The sequence below is a fragment of the Roseovarius mucosus genome, assembly GCF_002080415.1.
Classification (GTDB): domain Bacteria; phylum Pseudomonadota; class Alphaproteobacteria; order Rhodobacterales; family Rhodobacteraceae; genus Roseovarius; species Roseovarius mucosus_A.
Genome location: NZ_CP020474.1, coordinates 487629 through 503327, shown reverse-complemented (window position 1 = coordinate 503327; position 15699 = coordinate 487629). Strand labels below are relative to the sequence as shown.

Here is a 15699-nt window from a genome sequence, read left to right as displayed (position 1 = left end):
TGTGCAGCATAAGGGATTTACGGATCCCAATTCAGCAGAAAATCTCCAATAAAATCTGGACGATCTTACCGAAGTGCAAGAGAATTTGACTCCCGCTTAAATGAGAGTGGTGTGACTGCTCTCGTCGCATGATACCCTGTTCGCTCAGGTCTAACATCCAGGAGACACCCATGAAAATCCACATTGCAGGCCATCGGGGGATGGTTGGGGCGGCTATTTTGCGGCGGCTTGAGGCGCGCAGGGGCGCGGGCGAGGACCTGACGCTGATCACCCGCACCCATGCGGAATTGGACCTGACCAGTCAGGCCGCCGTGCGCGATTTCATGCAATCCGAGCGGCCAGATGTGGTGATCCTTGCCGCCGCCAAGGTGGGTGGCATCCATGCCAACAACACCTATCCGGCTGATTTCATTTATGAAAACCTGATGATCGAATGTAACGTGATCCATCAGGCCTTTGACGCGGGCGTGCGGCGGCTTTTGCAATTGGGGTCAAGCTGCATCTACCCCCGCGCCGTGCCCCAGCCCATGCGCGAGGACGCGCTTTTGACCGGCGTGCTCGAACCCACCAACGAGCCCTATGCCGTCGCCAAGATCGCGGGCATCAAGCTCTGCGAAAGCTACAATCGCCAGCACGGCACCGATTACCGCTCGGTCATGCCCACCAATCTCTACGGCCCCGGCGACAACTTTCACCCGGAAAATTCCCATGTTTTACCGGCACTTATCCGCCGCTTTCATGAGGCCGCGCAAGAGGGGCGCGACGAGGTGACGATCTGGGGCTCCGGCACACCGCGCCGCGAATTCCTGCATGTCGACGACATGGCCGAGGCCAGCCTCTTCGTGCTCGACCTGCCACGGGATGTCTATGCGGCCAATACCCAAGACATGCTAAGCCATATCAACGTGGGCTCTGGCACCGATATCTCGATCCTGGAGTTGGCGCAGATGGTGGCTGAAGTGACTGGATTCCAAGGCAAAATAACAACCGACCCCAGCAAACCCGACGGCACGATGCGCAAGCTGATGGATGTCAGCCGTTTGGCCACCATGGGCTGGCGCGCGCGCATCAGCCTGCGCGAGGGGATCGAGGATGCCTATCGCTGGTACCTCGCCCAAACCCCAGGCAGCGTGCGCGGGTAGGTGCTCAATTCTGGATAGAACACTTGGAGAGCGGATTGACACGATGGCTGCAGAACCAAATCGGGAGCGCAGCGAACTCGTCCGCTGGGTGAACTGCCTCCGAGATTATTTGTGTGCGCAGGCGGGAGGGTCGTAACCGCCTCATGGATACCGCGGCCTACGCGGCTTGACTTTGCGTCACGAATACCAGCGGCACCCAGTTCCAAGGGAGCAATTCGTCCAGCCTGTTGATCTTGTGATCGGTAACCGCGCTATTTGCACCGCCTGCCTGACGTTCGGACAATTATTTAAGCCAGGTGTTTAACGACGTCTCTTATGCGGGGTCTGCGATGCGGGGCGAAATTGTGGTGATTATCCCCTAGCAGGCGTTTGTAACAAATTTCGCGCGAGCCGCTATCCGCCGTTTTACGTTTTGTTCGATGCCATCATCCTTCGTTGATTTGACACTTTCGGACAGAACAGGCGTTGCTCAGGCAAAGGCATCAATGCAGTTTTTCTCGGACAATTTGATTGATCCCCTCTCTACCCAGAGTTGCAAGGATGTTATGTAAGCATCTGAAATAGTTAACAAGGTTTCGTTTGCTCGATTTTGTTTCATCCTGTTATCATTCTTTTGAATTTAAGTTTTCTAGGTTCGGATCGCAAAAGACATTGATGATTGGTCCATGTTGATAATCACGTTTTAGAATATGGGGGTATTCTATGTTGATTAACATTAGCTCGGCATCGGTCGAGGAACGGGTAGCCTTTGGGAGTGGAGTTCTCGAATTCATCGTAACGCTGGATGCGCCTTCGGCAGGCACAGTGACAGTTGATTACCGCACGCGTCAAGGGACGGCTTCCGAGTTTCTGGATTTTACAGGGGAGAGCGGAACTCTTGTCTTCGCCGCTGGCGAAACCGTAAAAACGATCACCATTCAAACCGCAAGCGACAGCCTTGACGAGGTGGATGAGTTTCTCGAGGTTGAACTGTTCGATCCGACTGGTGGTGGCACCTTCGCAAATGACGTGGATGTCGTGCGCGCTATTGGCTGGATTGAGGACAACGATGGCACGCTTGATGATCGCGCGTTAGCCGTTTCGGATCCCGTAATCGAAGAAGGTGACAATGGCACCACCACAGCGCGCTTCACCCTATCAGTCTCGGAAGCGTTCGGCGTGTCGACGAATATGGGCTGGGCTACCGTCAGCGGGACGGCTACAGCCGGGTCGGACTTCACCGCTGCGTCGGGCATAGCGACTTTTCTGCCTGGCCAGACAAGCACCATCGTGAATGTGGATGTAACTGGCGATAACGCCGTAGAGTTGGCGGAGACTTTCGGTGTAAGCGTAACGCCATCTGCGAGTGTCTTTTCCGGATCAAGTGGCGCAGTCGGGTCGGCGACGATCCTTGACGACGATGCAGGCCCGCGCACGATCTCGATTGCGGATGCTGCGATTGATGAGCGAACGTTCTTCGGCAGCGGGGTCTTGCGATTTGCCGTGACCCTTTCGCAGCCCTCGACCGGGACCGTGACCGTAGACTATCGAACGGTGCAGGGCACGGCGTCAGAGTTTTTGGATTTCACTGGCGCAACCGGCACACTGACTTTTGCAGCAGGCGAAACGACAAAGTGGATCAATATCAGCACCGCAAGCGACGATATTGATGAAGTAGACGAGTTCCTCGAAATCGAGCTCTTCGACGCAACTGGCGCTGTGTTGGCAGGCGGTGTGGATCAGGTCCGGGCCACCGGCTGGATCCTCGACGACGACGGCACGGCGGATGATCGTGCGATGCAGATTTCCGATCCGATTCTGACTGAAGGGCAGGAGGCACAATTCATCGCCCGTCTGTCGCGTCCGGCCGATGACGAGGTGACGGTGGCCTATGCGACGTCGGGGGGCACCGCTCAATCGGGGGAGGATTTTACTGCGGCCAATGGTAATTTTACCTTTGCGCCGGGGCAGACGCTTACCGCGACGACGGTGGCGACGACAGCTGATGCCGTTGCTGAACCCGCCGAGACCTTCGATTTAATCGCTGTTGCGCCATCTGCGAGTGTCTTTTCCGGCTCGAGTGGCGCAGTTGGGTCGGCGACGATCCTTGACGACGATGCAGGTCCGCGCACGATCTCGATTGCGGATGCTGCGATTGAGGAGCGAACGTTCTTTGGTAGCGGGGTCTTGCGTTTTGCCGTGACCCTTTCGCAGCCCTCGACCGGGACCGTGACCGTAGACTATCGAACGGTGCAGGGCACGGCGTCAGAGTTTTTGGATTTCACTGGCGCAAGCGGCACACTGACTTTTGCAGCGGGCGAAACGACAAAGTGGATCAACATCAGCACCGCAAGCGACGATATTGATGAAGTAGACGAGTTCCTCGAAGTCGAGCTCTTCGACGCCACTGGCGCTGTGTTGGCAGGCGGTGTGGATCAGGTGCGGGCCACCGGCTGGATCCTCGACGACGACGGCACGGCGGATGATCGTGCGATGCAGATTTCCGATCCAATTTTGACTGAAGGGCAGGAGGCACAATTCATCGCCCGTCTGTCGCGTCCGGCCGATGACGAGGTGACGGTGGCCTATGCGACGTCGGGGGGCACCGCTCAATCGGGGGAGGGTTTTACTGCGGCCAATGGTAATTTTACCTTTGCGCCGGGGCAGACGCTTACCGCGACGACGGTGGCGACGACAGCTGATGCCGTTGCTGAACCCGCCGAGACCTTCGATTTAATCGCTGTTGCGCCATCTGCGAGTGTCTTTTCCGGCTCGAGTGGCGCAGTTGGGTCGGCGACGATCCTTGACGACGATGCAGGTCCGCGCACGATCTCGATTGCGGATGCTGCGATTGAGGAGCGAACGTTCTTTGGTAGCGGGGTCTTGCGTTTTGCCGTGACCCTTTCGCAGCCCTCGACCGGGACCGTGACCGTAGACTATCGAACGGTGCAGGGCACGGCGTCTACATCCACGGATTTTACCGGTGTCGCTGGAACACTGACCTTTGCAGCAGGCGAAACGACAAAGTGGATCAACGTAAACACGACTGGTGATACACTCGACGAGATCGATGAAGCCCTTGAGTTGATCTTGTCAGATCCATCGGGTGCGGTGCTTGCGGGGGGAGTTTCGGAACTGGCCGCTGTGGGCTGGATACTTGACGATGATGGAGCACCAGAGGATCGGGCGCTCTATGTGCCTGATACGAGGGTAATAGAAGGAGATTCAGGGACAGCCCAAGCGGTGTTTCAACCGAGGCTATCGCGTTCTTCTGACAGTGCCATTGAAGTAGATTACACCACGATCAGCCAAAGCGCTGCCGCAGGTTCGGATTTCGCGTCGAGGACTGGGATACTCACCTTTGCAGCGGGTCAGACAACTGGTGCGGTGTTCGTGCCTATCTTCGGAGACCTCGTTCAAGAAGACGCTGTTGAAGAGTTCCAGATGAATTTTGCCCCGGCCACAAACCAAGTGTTCAGCGGGCCAGGCTTCAACGCGACAGGCACAATCCTGGATAACGATTTCTCAAATTCTTTACCAACCGGGGCAGTTACATTGAGCGGCTCTGCGGTTGAGGGTAGCACGCTTACGGCTGACACATCGGCGGTTGCGGACGCGGATGGCTTAGGGGCCTTTAGCTATCAGTGGTTTCGCAACGGCCTTGCCATCGCTGCGGCAAACGATATCAGTTACACGCTTTTACCGCCAGACATAGGTTCAGAGATCACTGTCCGGGTCAACTATTCAGATGGCAATGGGGCAAACGAAACACTCTTGTCCCAAGGGTCATTGGTTGCCCCAAGACCGGGAACAAGTGCTGGCGAGTTGATCGTCGGAGGACCGTTGGGTAGCCTTTTGGAGGGATTGGGCGGAAACGATACACTTATTGGTGGCGGAGGAAACGACACGATCGCTGGCGGCGATGGTAATGACAGCATCGAGGCAGGCGGCGGTAATGACAATGTCTCGGCTTCAGAAGGCAACGATTTCGTGGATGCGGGCGCTGGCGATGACAGTGTTGGCGGTGGCGTGGACAATGACACGCTGATTGGCGGTGTTGGAAATGACGTCATGGGCGGTGGTTTTGGCGATGATTTCATGTCCGGCGGCGCTGGTAACGATGTAGTTGCTGGCGGCGCTGGCGATGACACGCTCGAAGGCGGCGAAGGCAACGACAGCATGTCGGGCAGCTTTGGCAACGATCTGATCTTTGGCAATGGCGGCGCGGATGATATCGGCGGCGGCACCGGGCGCGATACGATTGATGCCGGTGCAGGCAATGATAGCGTTGGCGGCGGTGAAGGAGACGACAGCATCTCGGGCGGTGACGGCAACGACTTCCTCGCTGGTGGCGGCCGTAACGATGTGGTCGACGGCGGCGCAGGCAATGACACGATCAATGCGGGCGCTGGAAATGACACGATCACCGGCGGAACCGGCGCCGATCAATTCGTCTTTTCGTCCTTCTTCGACGGCGAGGCGGATGTCGTCACCGATTTCGAAGATGGGTTGGACAGTTTCTTCATCCGCCGCGTGGACCCGGATACCGGCGAGACCAATATCACCAATGGCGGCAATGGTCTGGCGGGGTTCGTCGCGGCGATGAACATCGTCGATGTCGAGGGCGGGGCGCAAATGACGGTGAATGGCAACACAATTTTGGTTGAAGGCATCACGGCGGCGCAACTTGCCGTAGAAGATTTCCAGTTCCTTTGAAGAGTTCTGTCGCAAACTTACCGGTTCCATGACGATGGTTGATCTGTCAGCGTTGTCAGATGGTTGGAAGGGAGCTTGTGGCCCGATCGATTCCTAGGCGTACATTATCCTAAGTCGGCGATCCTGCATGCGGTGTTTTTCTATGTCCACTACGCAGTGTCCTACCGAGACCTCAAGGAGATCCTGGCGGAGCGCGGCGTTACGGTTGACCACGCCACGCTGAACCGCTGGGTGGTGAAGTTCGCGCCGCTCATTGCCGATCGGGCCCAGGCGAGGAATGAGGTGCCCCTAGTTTCCTAGACACCTGCTTCGTTTAGTTTCTGCTGTCTGGTTTCGAAGTCAACGGGTGACAGCATGCCGTTGTTCGTGTGCTTGCGCTTTGGGTTGTAGAACATCTCAATGTAGTCGAAAACGTCCTGCCTTGCAGCTTCGCGTGTCGGGTAGGTGCGGCGACGGATCCGTTCCCGCTTCAAGAGTTGGAAGAAGCTTTCGGCGACAGCGTTATCGTGGCAATTCCCACGCCGGCTCATACTGGCTTGCAGGTTGTGCTGGCTGAGAAATACTTGCCACTCACGGCTGGTGAACTGCGACCCCTGATCTGAATGAATCATCACCTTCGTCTTGGGTTTGCGTCGCCAGACCGCTGCAAGCAAGGCCTGCAGCGCCAGGTCGGTCGTCATGCGGGGTTGCGCGGACCAGCCTACCACACGCCGTGAGAAGAGGTCGATAACGACAGACAGATACAGCCAGCCCTCGTGGGTCTTGATGTAGGTGATGTCCGTGACCCAGACCTTGTCGGGCGCATCTACTTCGAACTGCCGATCCAGAGTGTTGAACGCGACGACAGCAGGCTTCCCGCCATATCGTCCCGGGCGGCGCTTGTAGCCAATCTGGGCCAAGATGCCCGCAAGGCTGGCCAGCCGGGCGACCCTGTTCTCAGAAACCTGCTCGCCGAGATCGCGCAGATCATCGGCCAGCTTGCGGTAGCCATAGATCTTGCCGCTCTCGCACCAAGCCTGTCGGATCAACTCTGTCTGCCGTTCATCGTCCTGCGCACGCTGGCTTAACGGTTCTTTAAGCCATGCATAAAATCCGCTGACGTGGACCATAAGCACACGGCACATTGACCGAACCGAAAACTCGGATCGATGAGCCCGGATGAAACCATACTTCAACGGGACTCTCGCGCGAAGTATGTGGCGGCCTTCCTAAGAAACAGCCGCGGTCTCGTGAATAGGCGCCAATACAAACCCGAGGGTCTTGGCGCGCCGTTGAAGGTTTGACAGCAGACGTTTCCGATGCCGCTCTTCATAAGCCGCCGCGCCCTGATCTTTATATGACATGCCATGCCGCACGGCATTGTAAAACAGCACCGCGATCTTTCGCGCTGTCGCCGTAACAGCCTTCTGCTTGCCGATGCGCGAGGACAGCCGCCGATAGAACGCACCCAAGGCCGTGTCGCTCCGGCCGATTGTCGTCGCGGCCAATCTGAGCAAGGCCGCAGCGCGGCTGGAGGACCGGCGTGTCCGCGAGGACAGCAGCTTGCCACCAGAGATCTTGTTGTCCGGGGCGAGGCAGAGCCAAGACGTGAAGTGCTTGGCACTCTTCCAGGCGCGCAGGTCCGTGCCGCATTCGGCCACCAGCTTCAGCGCCAGCGATGGCCCAAGGCCATGGATCTGAGTCAGGTCTGTGCCTAACACCCCGTAGAGCGCAGCCCGCACATCGAAGGACGGCGCATTGTGCTGCCTCCCCTTGATCCGCGCCTTGGGCAGTGGGGCCAGTTCTCCGTCTGCACGGGCCGTCAGCGCCCCAACCGCGGCCTCCAGCCTGCGGTCGCACGCCTCGATCTGCTCTTGATAGAAATCGTAAAGTTCCAGCGACTGTGTCAGGGCAAAGACATGTTCCTCGCGGTCGTTGCCGACCAGCGCGCCTTTGATCGTGTCCAGCGATGAATGGCAGCGGATATCCCGGAATGCGGCGAGAACTTCAGGATCGCGCTCGCCATCGACAATGGCGCGGATAATCCGCATGCCCGTTGCGCCGGTGATGTCGGAGACGACATGATGGAGTTGCAGGTTCATCTCCATCAGCGCCTTCTGCATGTGTTGGATGTGAGCGGCGGCATATTCGGTGAGCCGTTCGCGCTGGCGCATGTAGGCGCGCAGGGTGGCTATCTCCGCCTCAGGGCGGAAACTGCCGCGGAGCAACCCATAAGAATGTAACTGACGCAGCCACCCCGCATCGCTGACATCGGTTTTGCGGCCTGGCACATTCTTGGCGTAGCGGGCATTCACAAGGATAACCTCGAACCCATGCGCCTCCAGGATCTCGAAGGCCGGTATCCAGTAAACGCCGGTCGACTCCATGGCCACGCTGGTGACACCGCACGACTGGAGCCAGTCGGCTAGATCGTGCAGGTCTTGAGTGAACGTCCCGAAAGCTCGCACCGGCATAGCGGCGGTGTCAGGGTTCACAGCAGCCATATGCATGGTCGAGCCAATGTCGATCGCAGCCGCATTGGGGTTGACCACGTTCAAATCCGGGTGGCCGCCGGTCTTACGCTTCGTCATGGCATCTCCTCCGTTCAAGTCGAAGAGCGGGGGCCATGCAAGTTCGTCATCTTCCTAACCGGGATCGCCGCGATGGCGGCGTCACCACTCTCAAGTGCGCATCGACCCATGTGCCACGTTTTTTAACGGGGTCTGACCCTCCAATAAGCCATCGGCAACTGCCCTTCGGGCACAGCATAGCACAGGCTGTTACTACCGCGCACAGGCGGGCTGCGGCCCGGAACGGTTTTTTAATATATCGCGCTCCTCGGTCACACGGGCCAGTTCCTTCTTCACCCGACGGAGCTCGACGGCCAGATCTGACTCCGCCTCTCGACCCTTGGCAGGCCTCGCAAACTGAGCCTTCCATGTGTAGAGCGACTTCGTGCTGACCCCCAGTCGCTCAGCCACTTCGCTGACCGCATAGCCGCGATCAACAACCTGCGCCACAGCGTCCCTTTTGAACTCGTCCGTAAACCGTTTCTGCGATGACATCCGCGCTTCTCCTTGGTTCCAAAATTACCAAGCAAAGCGTCTACAAATCTAGGGGCACCTCAGTTGCCGCTCGCCACAACGGCGGTCGGCCCCAAGTTGCCGCATCGTTGGCGGTAACTCATACTCGAAGAACTAAGTGTTCTGCCTCTGAAACTAAACAACTTCCCGTTTTACACCGCGACTTCACGTTCAATTTTCAGTAGTTCCTGTTGCAGACTGTGCTCTTCTTCTTGGGTGAGGCCACAGTAAGACAACCTATGCTTGCCATCAAGAATATCTGAGAAAAGGTTTTCACCCTCAAATCCGAGACTGGCCCCATCAAAGTAACCGTCCAGCCATTCCCACGCAGTGTCAATAATTTGGCGCTTGGTTCGGCGCCAGCGATAGCTCTCCTTTTCGATCAACTCAATGCTGACAAACATTTCGCCAACGTCTTCGTCCTGCTGATCGCTGAGTCGGAATCTCAGCCTTACCCGTGCTGAGAGACGATCGCTTTTTTCGCGACGTGTTACAGTGACAATATCTGCTTCTATTTTGTCGAACGTTTTCAACACGGTCATTTGCCGCTGCTGGCACGCTTGCAAGTTGCGACGATCCGCTGAGATTTCATCGACGATCTGTTCTTCAGCAACCACACCCATACCAAAACACCGACCGCGCACACCGCAATTTGAATGGTCACCTCATCGGTTAACCTTATCGAGAGAATAAACGCGCAGATGATGATCAACCACCATATCCGGACCCATCTATTGCGTGCGGACAGAACGCGCACAGTTTCCGTTGTTTCACATTCCACGAGGTCCAGCGCATTCTCTGCGATGCTTAAGCTGCCCATTGGCCGCGCGGCAAAGTAAGCAAGGCCAAGTAATGCCGTGAAAAGCAAAATAGAAACAACAAGATATACAAAGAAACTCATCAGGAGACTGCTGCCGAGAATTGCAGAAACAACCGCCAGGCCAAATCCAATCACGCTGCTGACAGCAATCAGGATCACGGCGTTAACCGTGGTCACTTCGTGCAAATCGCCCATATCCCTGCTGTCTTCACATGGCGCAGCACGCAGTTTCTCACGTGGTTCGAACCCGGCCTCGCAGCTCTTCACGGTGTTCTGCGCATCCGGCACCTCCCCCCTCAAACAGGTCTTGTTTTCTCTTTGCATCAACACAGCGTCCGCTTATTGGTTCGATTGCCGCCGTTGCGCATCGCCTGTAACGACACGGCCGCCTCCTTGCGGTTCACCACGTAACGCGCGGTGATCATGTCTGAATTACCGGTGAGGGCATCGAGGCAGGGAAAGAGATGGAGTATCTCTGCCCGCACCTCTTCGCAGAGAGTTGACCAGCCGACACAGCCAGGATGAAAGCTCTCGGTCCAACACTGCTCGGAAAGAACGAGCTCGTGGCAGTCAAAGAGAATGTGGAAGTATTCCACATCACCCGGCAACTCGCGCAGGATCGTTTCTCCGTCGACGAGGTATTTGGCCGGAACCAGCACTTCCGTATGCCCCAGCAACAGCTCCAACATCGGTCCCTTCAGGAGAACGCGATGATTGGGTGAAATGCGCAGATCACGAACGTTCTGCAGAACGCCCTTGCGTATCCGGATCGGCGCGATCTCGACATGTGCCTTGACCGTTGTGCGCCCGATCCAGCGGATTTTCTGATAGCCGTGATCACGTGTGATCACGCGATCTCCAACGTTCAGATCCTCGACTGCTATCTCGCCATTGGCGCCTGTGATGCGCGTTCCCCGGCAAAAGCAAATGACATTCGTTGTATCAAAGTTCAGCGTTTGTGGATCGACCGTGGCGCCCCTGTTGGTTAGGGTCAGGCTGTTGCCAGCTGTCCATCCCGCCGCGCGCTCATTAAGGATCCCGTCATCATCGTAATCGGCACGCAGCCATTCCAGCGGATTGCGGATGACCGCGGGATCGATATCACCCGTCAGGACGGCGGCGTCGTAATTGGCCTGATTGTAAAAACCCGACAGATTCACAAAGTCGTTGTTCGACTGATCACCGTCCCGGACAGCATTCGTGTCGTCACTTCCAAAGTCCGAAATCGTGTCGTGCCCAGTTCCCGGCACGAAACGATCATTCCCCGTGCCTCCAGCAATAAGATCATCACCGTCCCGCCCCAGCAACAGATCGTCACCGGCATCACCAAACAAGGTGTCATTCGCAGAGGTGGTAATATTGGGAACGAGGGGGTTGGTATCGACAAAGAGCTCATAGATTGCCCCATCGATCGATCCAAACGTCGCCGTAGAGATGAAAACATCAAGGCGCGAATGCGGAATTCTGATCGTCAGCTCGAGGAATGCCTGTTCACTGTCCACCGGGTCGGCCAACAATCCGGTCAGCCTGCCGGCCGAGTCGATGGTGAAGGCACCGTTGCCTTCGAATGATACATTTCCCGACGCGATGGCGGCATTCAGATTGAGCGCAGTTCCGTCGAGGCTCAGGGTGACGACCTCCAAACTCTCTAGACGGCTCATGAGAATCCGCACACCGGGAATCTGGGTCGGAGACAGACCTTCGGTGTATCGGTGCGTATGCGTCTCGCTTTCAACAGCTGGGTTGGGAAGTGCTATATCCCCCACGAAAAAGCCGGACAAATCAGCCGTAGACCCGAATGCGACGGTTTCATTGGACGTTGTCGTGACGGTGAAAGCCCCACGTCCGTTAGCGCCGGCAACGGCCTGCGCACCGGCTGTCGAAATCTCCTGATAAATGGGTCCTAAGGCGGTATCACTGGCGTCGGTGCCCGTACCCCCGTCTAGGGTGTCATTCCCCATCCCGCCGAAAATCAGGTCAGCTCCGGTTCCACCATCGAGGCTGTCATTCCCATCGCCCCCGAGAATTGTGTCATTCCCGAACCCGGCCAGAACCGTGTCATTACCGCCAGACGCATTGACGAAATCCGCGTTGCTATTGACGAGCTCGCCATTCGTTCCCGCAGCGTCCAGATTATCAATTCGGTCGCCGTTAGGGTCCCCAACGTAATCCTGATTGATCAGATCATTGCCGAGCGTGCCGGTAATCAGCCCATCCCCAGCACTCAACAGAATATCGATGTTCGAAACATCACCACCCAGTGACATCACTCCAAAGCTCTGTGGAAAGCTCTGTGCCGATAAATCGATGTCCTCGCTTCTGACTTGGCCCGAAACACGTAGCGTCGCGACATCCCGTTCGGTGCCATCATTTTCCGAAAAGAGTGCGACCGCCCCCAAATCCTCCGCCGAAACGCTGAAAAAGAGATCGCCGTTCGACATCTGCACGACCGCCCCGGCCGGGACACGCTGAACATCTCCATCCATGAATGTTACTTGGAACGACGAGGTATAAACCTGTCCAATGGATGCACTCGCCAAGCCGCCCTCGACATAAAGGTAGCTTAAGTTCAGGGTACTTCCTTCTTTGCTGTACGCCCCGTCCAAAGCGACCCTGAGGTAGTCAACAGGTTCGAATAAATCCCCCCTCGACAGCTCGAAGACCTGCGCCCCGGTGGGCGTAGCCTCGGTCGAAGGATCGGCAGCAATTTTTCCAAGGAAAAGCCACGTTAGTTTTTTCATGGGTGGGTGGCCTTCTTACTTCAGCGGCACGCGAGCACATGCTCGGCACTGCACGCGTGCAACCTCGGCGCGGTGTTGCGATCGTGGCCTTCGGCAAAGCCGACGATCAGCAAGAGGCACAGCAGACAGCTCAGCATCACAGCTGCGCCGCGCAGGGCGTGGCGTTTGTGGCGGCGAAGGGCGTGCTGGCGCGGACCGGTGTTAGAGACTGATTGGTTGGGCCGCCCCCTCTTGCTGGGCAGACCAGAAAATTCAGAAGCATCGTGCATCATCGCATCAGCGCGCAATGCCTCGGGGGCGCGTAGCATTTCACTCTCTCCGTGCAGTAGAGCAATTCGTTTCGAAAACGACGATTGGCCGTGAGACCACGTTACGTCTGGTAGAAAAGCCGATGAATGTCGGGGGGTCCGAGATATATGCGCAAACGTCCAGTTCTGTGGTCGACAGATCTTAGGTCACGAGTGAATCACGGCAGTGGTAGAAATCATGGCGGCAGCGAGGCGCTCATGCGGGGTTTGACGAGCACATCCCCGGGGACGCAGATGATTTTCTACAGATAAAAGAACACGATACATGCTCAGCGTGGCCACTTAACGTGGCCTTGCGGGAACAGGCCCGCCGAAGTTTCGGCGGGCCTGCTTGTTTATGCTGCGACCTGACCCGTAGTGACGACCGGAAAGTCGATATCGGTGTCCGCCACGTGATTCAGATAGTTGGTAAAGATGTTCGCCACCACATTGGCGAGCGTCTCTACGATGTCGGCCTCGCTCAGCCCTGCGGCACGCGCGGAGACAAGATCGGCATCCGACACTTTGCCCTTAGCCGACACGATACTCACCGACAGTTTCAGGATCGCTGCCGTGCGCGGATCGTCGGAACGTCCGACAAGATGGTCCTTGACCGCCTCGGGTGCAACCTTGAGCCCAGCCGAGATCGCGGAATGGGCCGAGGCGCAGTAATCACAAGTATTGGCGCCGGCCACGGCGAGCGCGATTGCTTCACGGGTGCGGCCATCAAAGGTGCCGCCCGCCAGCGTCTCATTCAGGCCGAGCATTGCCGCCAGAACCGATGGCTGGTTCGCAGCAACGCGATAGAGATTAGGCACCATGCCGATCTTGCCCTTGATCGCGGAAAACAGGGCGCTTGCCTCGGGGGTGGCGGCGGTGTCGGAGACTTGGTTGATGCGTGCCATGGAATCTTGTCCTTTTGTTGGCAGGTGGGAAAGTGGGGAGTCAGGCCGCAGGCATCTGCGGTTCGGGCTTCGACAGCCCGATGACGGTGACGACCGCCGCGCCGTTAAGCCAGTAATAGGCGGCGTCCAAACCAGAGAAGCCAAGAGCGAAGGGCAGCACCAGAAACAGCAGCCCGACCGCAAGATCGACTGCAAGATGCAGCTTGTAGGGCAGCACCCGGATCATCCCGAGATGGTGATCCGTAAAGACCGTGAGCACGAAAGCCGCCAGCCCGACAACGGGAGAGATCTTCAGCGCCAGCGGATTGGACGCACCGAGCCCCAACAGGAACGGCAAGCCCATAAGTGAGATGGCAACCGGGTAATCGAGATAGGCGTGGATGTTTTTGGTAACGAAGCGCATGGCGCAGGGACCTTTCTTAATGATTTCGAGAACGGCGGCTCGCCGTATTCCCGACATAGGTCCACTGACACGGACGGTGAATGTTCAGAAATCCGGTAAAACTGCGTGATCGTCCGGATTTCGACCGACTATTGCCTATTCCCGACGAACCTCCGCCACGGCGAGGGTCGTCACACCGACGGCAGGTCGATCACCCGAATTTCGATATCGCTCACTTTGCGCGCTCCGGCATGGTCGTAAAATACGCGGGCTGCGATGTTACAGACCCAAAGATCCGCCACGATGGCGACACATCCCAGATCCAGCGCCCGGCGTTTGACCGCCTGCAACAGCAAACCGCCGATCCCCAGCCCTCGGAGGCCCTCGTCCACGACAAGATCGGCCAGCCAGAGGGTCTTTTGTCGAGTGTGAAGTTCGAAACGTCGGCCATAGGCGGCAAGGCCGAGGATAACGCCACCCTGCTCCGCCACAAGAACGTCGAGCCATCGCTCCGTCCCGAAACAGGCCGCTACAATCAGCGACGTGTCATCGCCGGGATCGGGGTCTGCGACATGCACCGCCAGCGCCCGAGACAGGCGCGCTAGTTCGGCGGCATCATCGGGCTGCGCCTCGCGGATCTTCACCGGAGGCACTGTATTCACGCCGCATTCAATGCGTCACGCCCAGCTTTGGCAAGCAGTCGGACGGCTGCCGGGGTGACGCCGATCTCTTTCTTGAACACCCGGCTAAACGCTGATTCCGACGCATATCCCGAAACCTCGGCGGCCTCGGCCACCGACAGGCCGCGCTCGGCCAATGCCTCACGTGCAATCTGCATCCGCCATGCGGTCACGTAGCTCATTGGGGTCACCCCAAGCCGCGCCGTGAATCGTTCAGCAAAACCGGTGCGCGACAGACCCGCGATCCGCGCAAGGCCAGCCACCGTCCATTCGGCAGCAGGGTTGCGATGAAACATACTCAGCGCGCGTGCGATCTGCGGGTCAGCAAAGCCAGCGATCCCCGGAATGCCCTCGGGCGATTGTTCGATAAAGGCTCGGATGGCTTGGGCAAAGATTGCCTCGGACATCTTGAGCGCAATCAGATCGCCACCAAGCCGCGCGCCGCCCGCCTCAGCTCCGATAACCTTGAGCGTTGCATTGAGCCACCCCCCGGCCTCTTCACCATATCCTCGGAGATGAATGTACGGCGGCAGCCGATCAAAGAGCAGGTGGCGCGACCCCTCGGCTAGCGCAAAATGCCCGCAGATGAGCTGAGTATCTCGCGGGCTTTCCTCTCCACCCCATACAAGCGTGCCATATCCCGGAAACCCCGAGCGGGACAGCACATCATCAAGCGGCAAGGCCTCCTCTGGTCCGGTATGCCGGCATGATAAAACATGCGGCTCACCATGCGGAATGATCACAAGATCGCCCTGCGCAAGGGTCACCGGTGCCTGTTGCCCCGCAACACGCACCAACGCCTCACCGCGATGAGCATAATGGAAGCGCGCCACATCGCGATAAGCTGGCACACGCACTCCCCATGGTTCTGTAAAACTCGTGCGGAAGTAGAGCGTGCCGCGAAACGACAGGCGGGTAAGGATATCGCTGAGAAGGTCCAACATGCGGTACAGCTTACAGGTTAGGCGCGTAGAATCCAGAGCCG

Annotated in this window: 11 protein-coding genes and 3 pseudogenes; 3 read left to right on the top strand and 11 right to left on the bottom strand. The window is 57.6% G+C overall.

Annotated elements, in window-relative coordinates:
* The first annotated feature begins 170 nt into the window (after positions 1-170).
* The 3 genes and pseudogenes from fcl to ROSMUCSMR3_RS02400 form a co-directional block, all read left to right on the top strand.
* Entirely contained in the window at positions 171-1142 is a 972-nt protein-coding gene (fcl, locus tag ROSMUCSMR3_RS02410) for a GDP-L-fucose synthase (protein ID WP_081506328.1), read from the top strand.
* Positions 1143-1844: 702 nt separating this feature from the next.
* Positions 1845-5837, top strand: a complete 3993-nt coding sequence (locus ROSMUCSMR3_RS02405) for a Calx-beta domain-containing protein (RefSeq protein ID WP_081506327.1) — start codon at positions 1845-1847, stop codon at positions 5835-5837.
* A gap of 75 nt (positions 5838-5912) precedes the next feature.
* Positions 5913-6113, top strand: a pseudogene (locus tag ROSMUCSMR3_RS02400) (IS6 family transposase); the annotation flags it as partial.
* A gap of 20 nt (positions 6114-6133) precedes the next feature.
* Here the strand turns inward: ROSMUCSMR3_RS02400 and ROSMUCSMR3_RS02395 are convergent.
* From ROSMUCSMR3_RS02395 to ROSMUCSMR3_RS02345, 11 genes and pseudogenes are all read right to left on the bottom strand, one after another.
* A pseudogene (locus ROSMUCSMR3_RS02395) lies at positions 6134-7042 on the bottom strand (IS3 family transposase); the annotation flags it as partial.
* 3 nt (positions 7043-7045) lie between these two features.
* Complete coding sequence (locus tag ROSMUCSMR3_RS02390; protein WP_081506326.1) at positions 7046-8407, bottom strand: IS110 family transposase; 1362 nt, start codon at positions 8405-8407, stop codon at positions 7046-7048.
* Positions 8408-8635: 228 nt separating this feature from the next.
* Positions 8636-8881: pseudogene (locus ROSMUCSMR3_RS02385) on the bottom strand (transposase); the annotation flags it as partial.
* Positions 8882-9051: 170 nt separating this feature from the next.
* Positions 9052-9441, bottom strand: a complete 390-nt coding sequence (locus tag ROSMUCSMR3_RS02380; protein WP_008283052.1) for a hypothetical protein — start codon at positions 9439-9441, stop codon at positions 9052-9054.
* A complete protein-coding gene (locus tag ROSMUCSMR3_RS02375) occupies positions 9438-10043 on the bottom strand; it encodes a hypothetical protein (protein WP_081506325.1) in 606 nt (201 codons plus the stop codon). Before ROSMUCSMR3_RS02375 ends, ROSMUCSMR3_RS02380 begins: the two co-directional genes overlap by 4 nt.
* Complete coding sequence (locus tag ROSMUCSMR3_RS21810; RefSeq protein ID WP_081506324.1) at positions 10043-12460, bottom strand: Hint domain-containing protein; 2418 nt, start codon at positions 12458-12460, stop codon at positions 10043-10045. Before ROSMUCSMR3_RS21810 ends, ROSMUCSMR3_RS02375 begins: the two co-directional genes overlap by 1 nt.
* 20 nt (positions 12461-12480) lie before the next feature.
* Positions 12481-12768, bottom strand: coding sequence for a hypothetical protein (locus ROSMUCSMR3_RS02365; RefSeq protein ID WP_037298829.1), 288 nt, complete (start codon positions 12766-12768; stop codon positions 12481-12483).
* Positions 12769-13103: 335 nt separating this feature from the next.
* On the bottom strand, positions 13104-13652 hold the full coding sequence (locus ROSMUCSMR3_RS02360; RefSeq protein WP_008283048.1) for a carboxymuconolactone decarboxylase family protein: 549 nt from the start codon (positions 13650-13652) through the stop codon (positions 13104-13106).
* Between the two features lie 40 nt (positions 13653-13692).
* The gene (locus tag ROSMUCSMR3_RS02355; protein WP_008283047.1) at positions 13693-14055 is read right to left on the bottom strand and encodes a hypothetical protein; all 363 of its coding nucleotides are present in this window, start codon (positions 14053-14055) and stop codon (positions 13693-13695) included.
* A 170-nt stretch (positions 14056-14225) separates the two neighbouring features.
* Positions 14226-14696 carry a GNAT family N-acetyltransferase gene (locus ROSMUCSMR3_RS02350; protein ID WP_050775792.1) on the bottom strand — a complete coding sequence of 157 codons (471 nt, stop codon included), beginning with the start codon at positions 14694-14696 and terminating at the stop codon, positions 14226-14228.
* Complete coding sequence (locus ROSMUCSMR3_RS02345; protein ID WP_008283045.1) at positions 14693-15658, bottom strand: AraC family transcriptional regulator; 966 nt, start codon at positions 15656-15658, stop codon at positions 14693-14695. Before ROSMUCSMR3_RS02345 ends, ROSMUCSMR3_RS02350 begins: the two co-directional genes overlap by 4 nt.
* Positions 15659-15699 lie beyond the last annotated feature (41 nt).

Coding starts and splice junctions, on each gene's coding strand:
- ROSMUCSMR3_RS02355 (WP_008283047.1), bottom strand. CDS start 14,055: ATGCGCTTCGTTACCAAAAACATCCACGCCTATCTCGATTACCCGGTT.
- fcl (WP_081506328.1), top strand. CDS start 171: ATGAAAATCCACATTGCAGGCCATCGGGGGATGGTTGGGGCGGCTATT.
- ROSMUCSMR3_RS02360 (WP_008283048.1), bottom strand. CDS start 13,652: ATGGCACGCATCAACCAAGTCTCCGACACCGCCGCCACCCCCGAGGCA.
- ROSMUCSMR3_RS02390 (WP_081506326.1), bottom strand. CDS start 8,407: ATGACGAAGCGTAAGACCGGCGGCCACCCGGATTTGAACGTGGTCAAC.
- ROSMUCSMR3_RS02375 (WP_081506325.1), bottom strand. CDS start 10,043: ATGCAAAGAGAAAACAAGACCTGTTTGAGGGGGGAGGTGCCGGATGCG.
- ROSMUCSMR3_RS02365 (WP_037298829.1), bottom strand. CDS start 12,768: ATGCTACGCGCCCCCGAGGCATTGCGCGCTGATGCGATGATGCACGAT.
- ROSMUCSMR3_RS02405 (WP_081506327.1), top strand. CDS start 1,845: ATGTTGATTAACATTAGCTCGGCATCGGTCGAGGAACGGGTAGCCTTT.
- ROSMUCSMR3_RS21810 (WP_081506324.1), bottom strand. CDS start 12,460: ATGAAAAAACTAACGTGGCTTTTCCTTGGAAAAATTGCTGCCGATCCT.
- ROSMUCSMR3_RS02380 (WP_008283052.1), bottom strand. CDS start 9,441: ATGACCGTGTTGAAAACGTTCGACAAAATAGAAGCAGATATTGTCACT.
- ROSMUCSMR3_RS02345 (WP_008283045.1), bottom strand. CDS start 15,658: ATGTTGGACCTTCTCAGCGATATCCTTACCCGCCTGTCGTTTCGCGGC.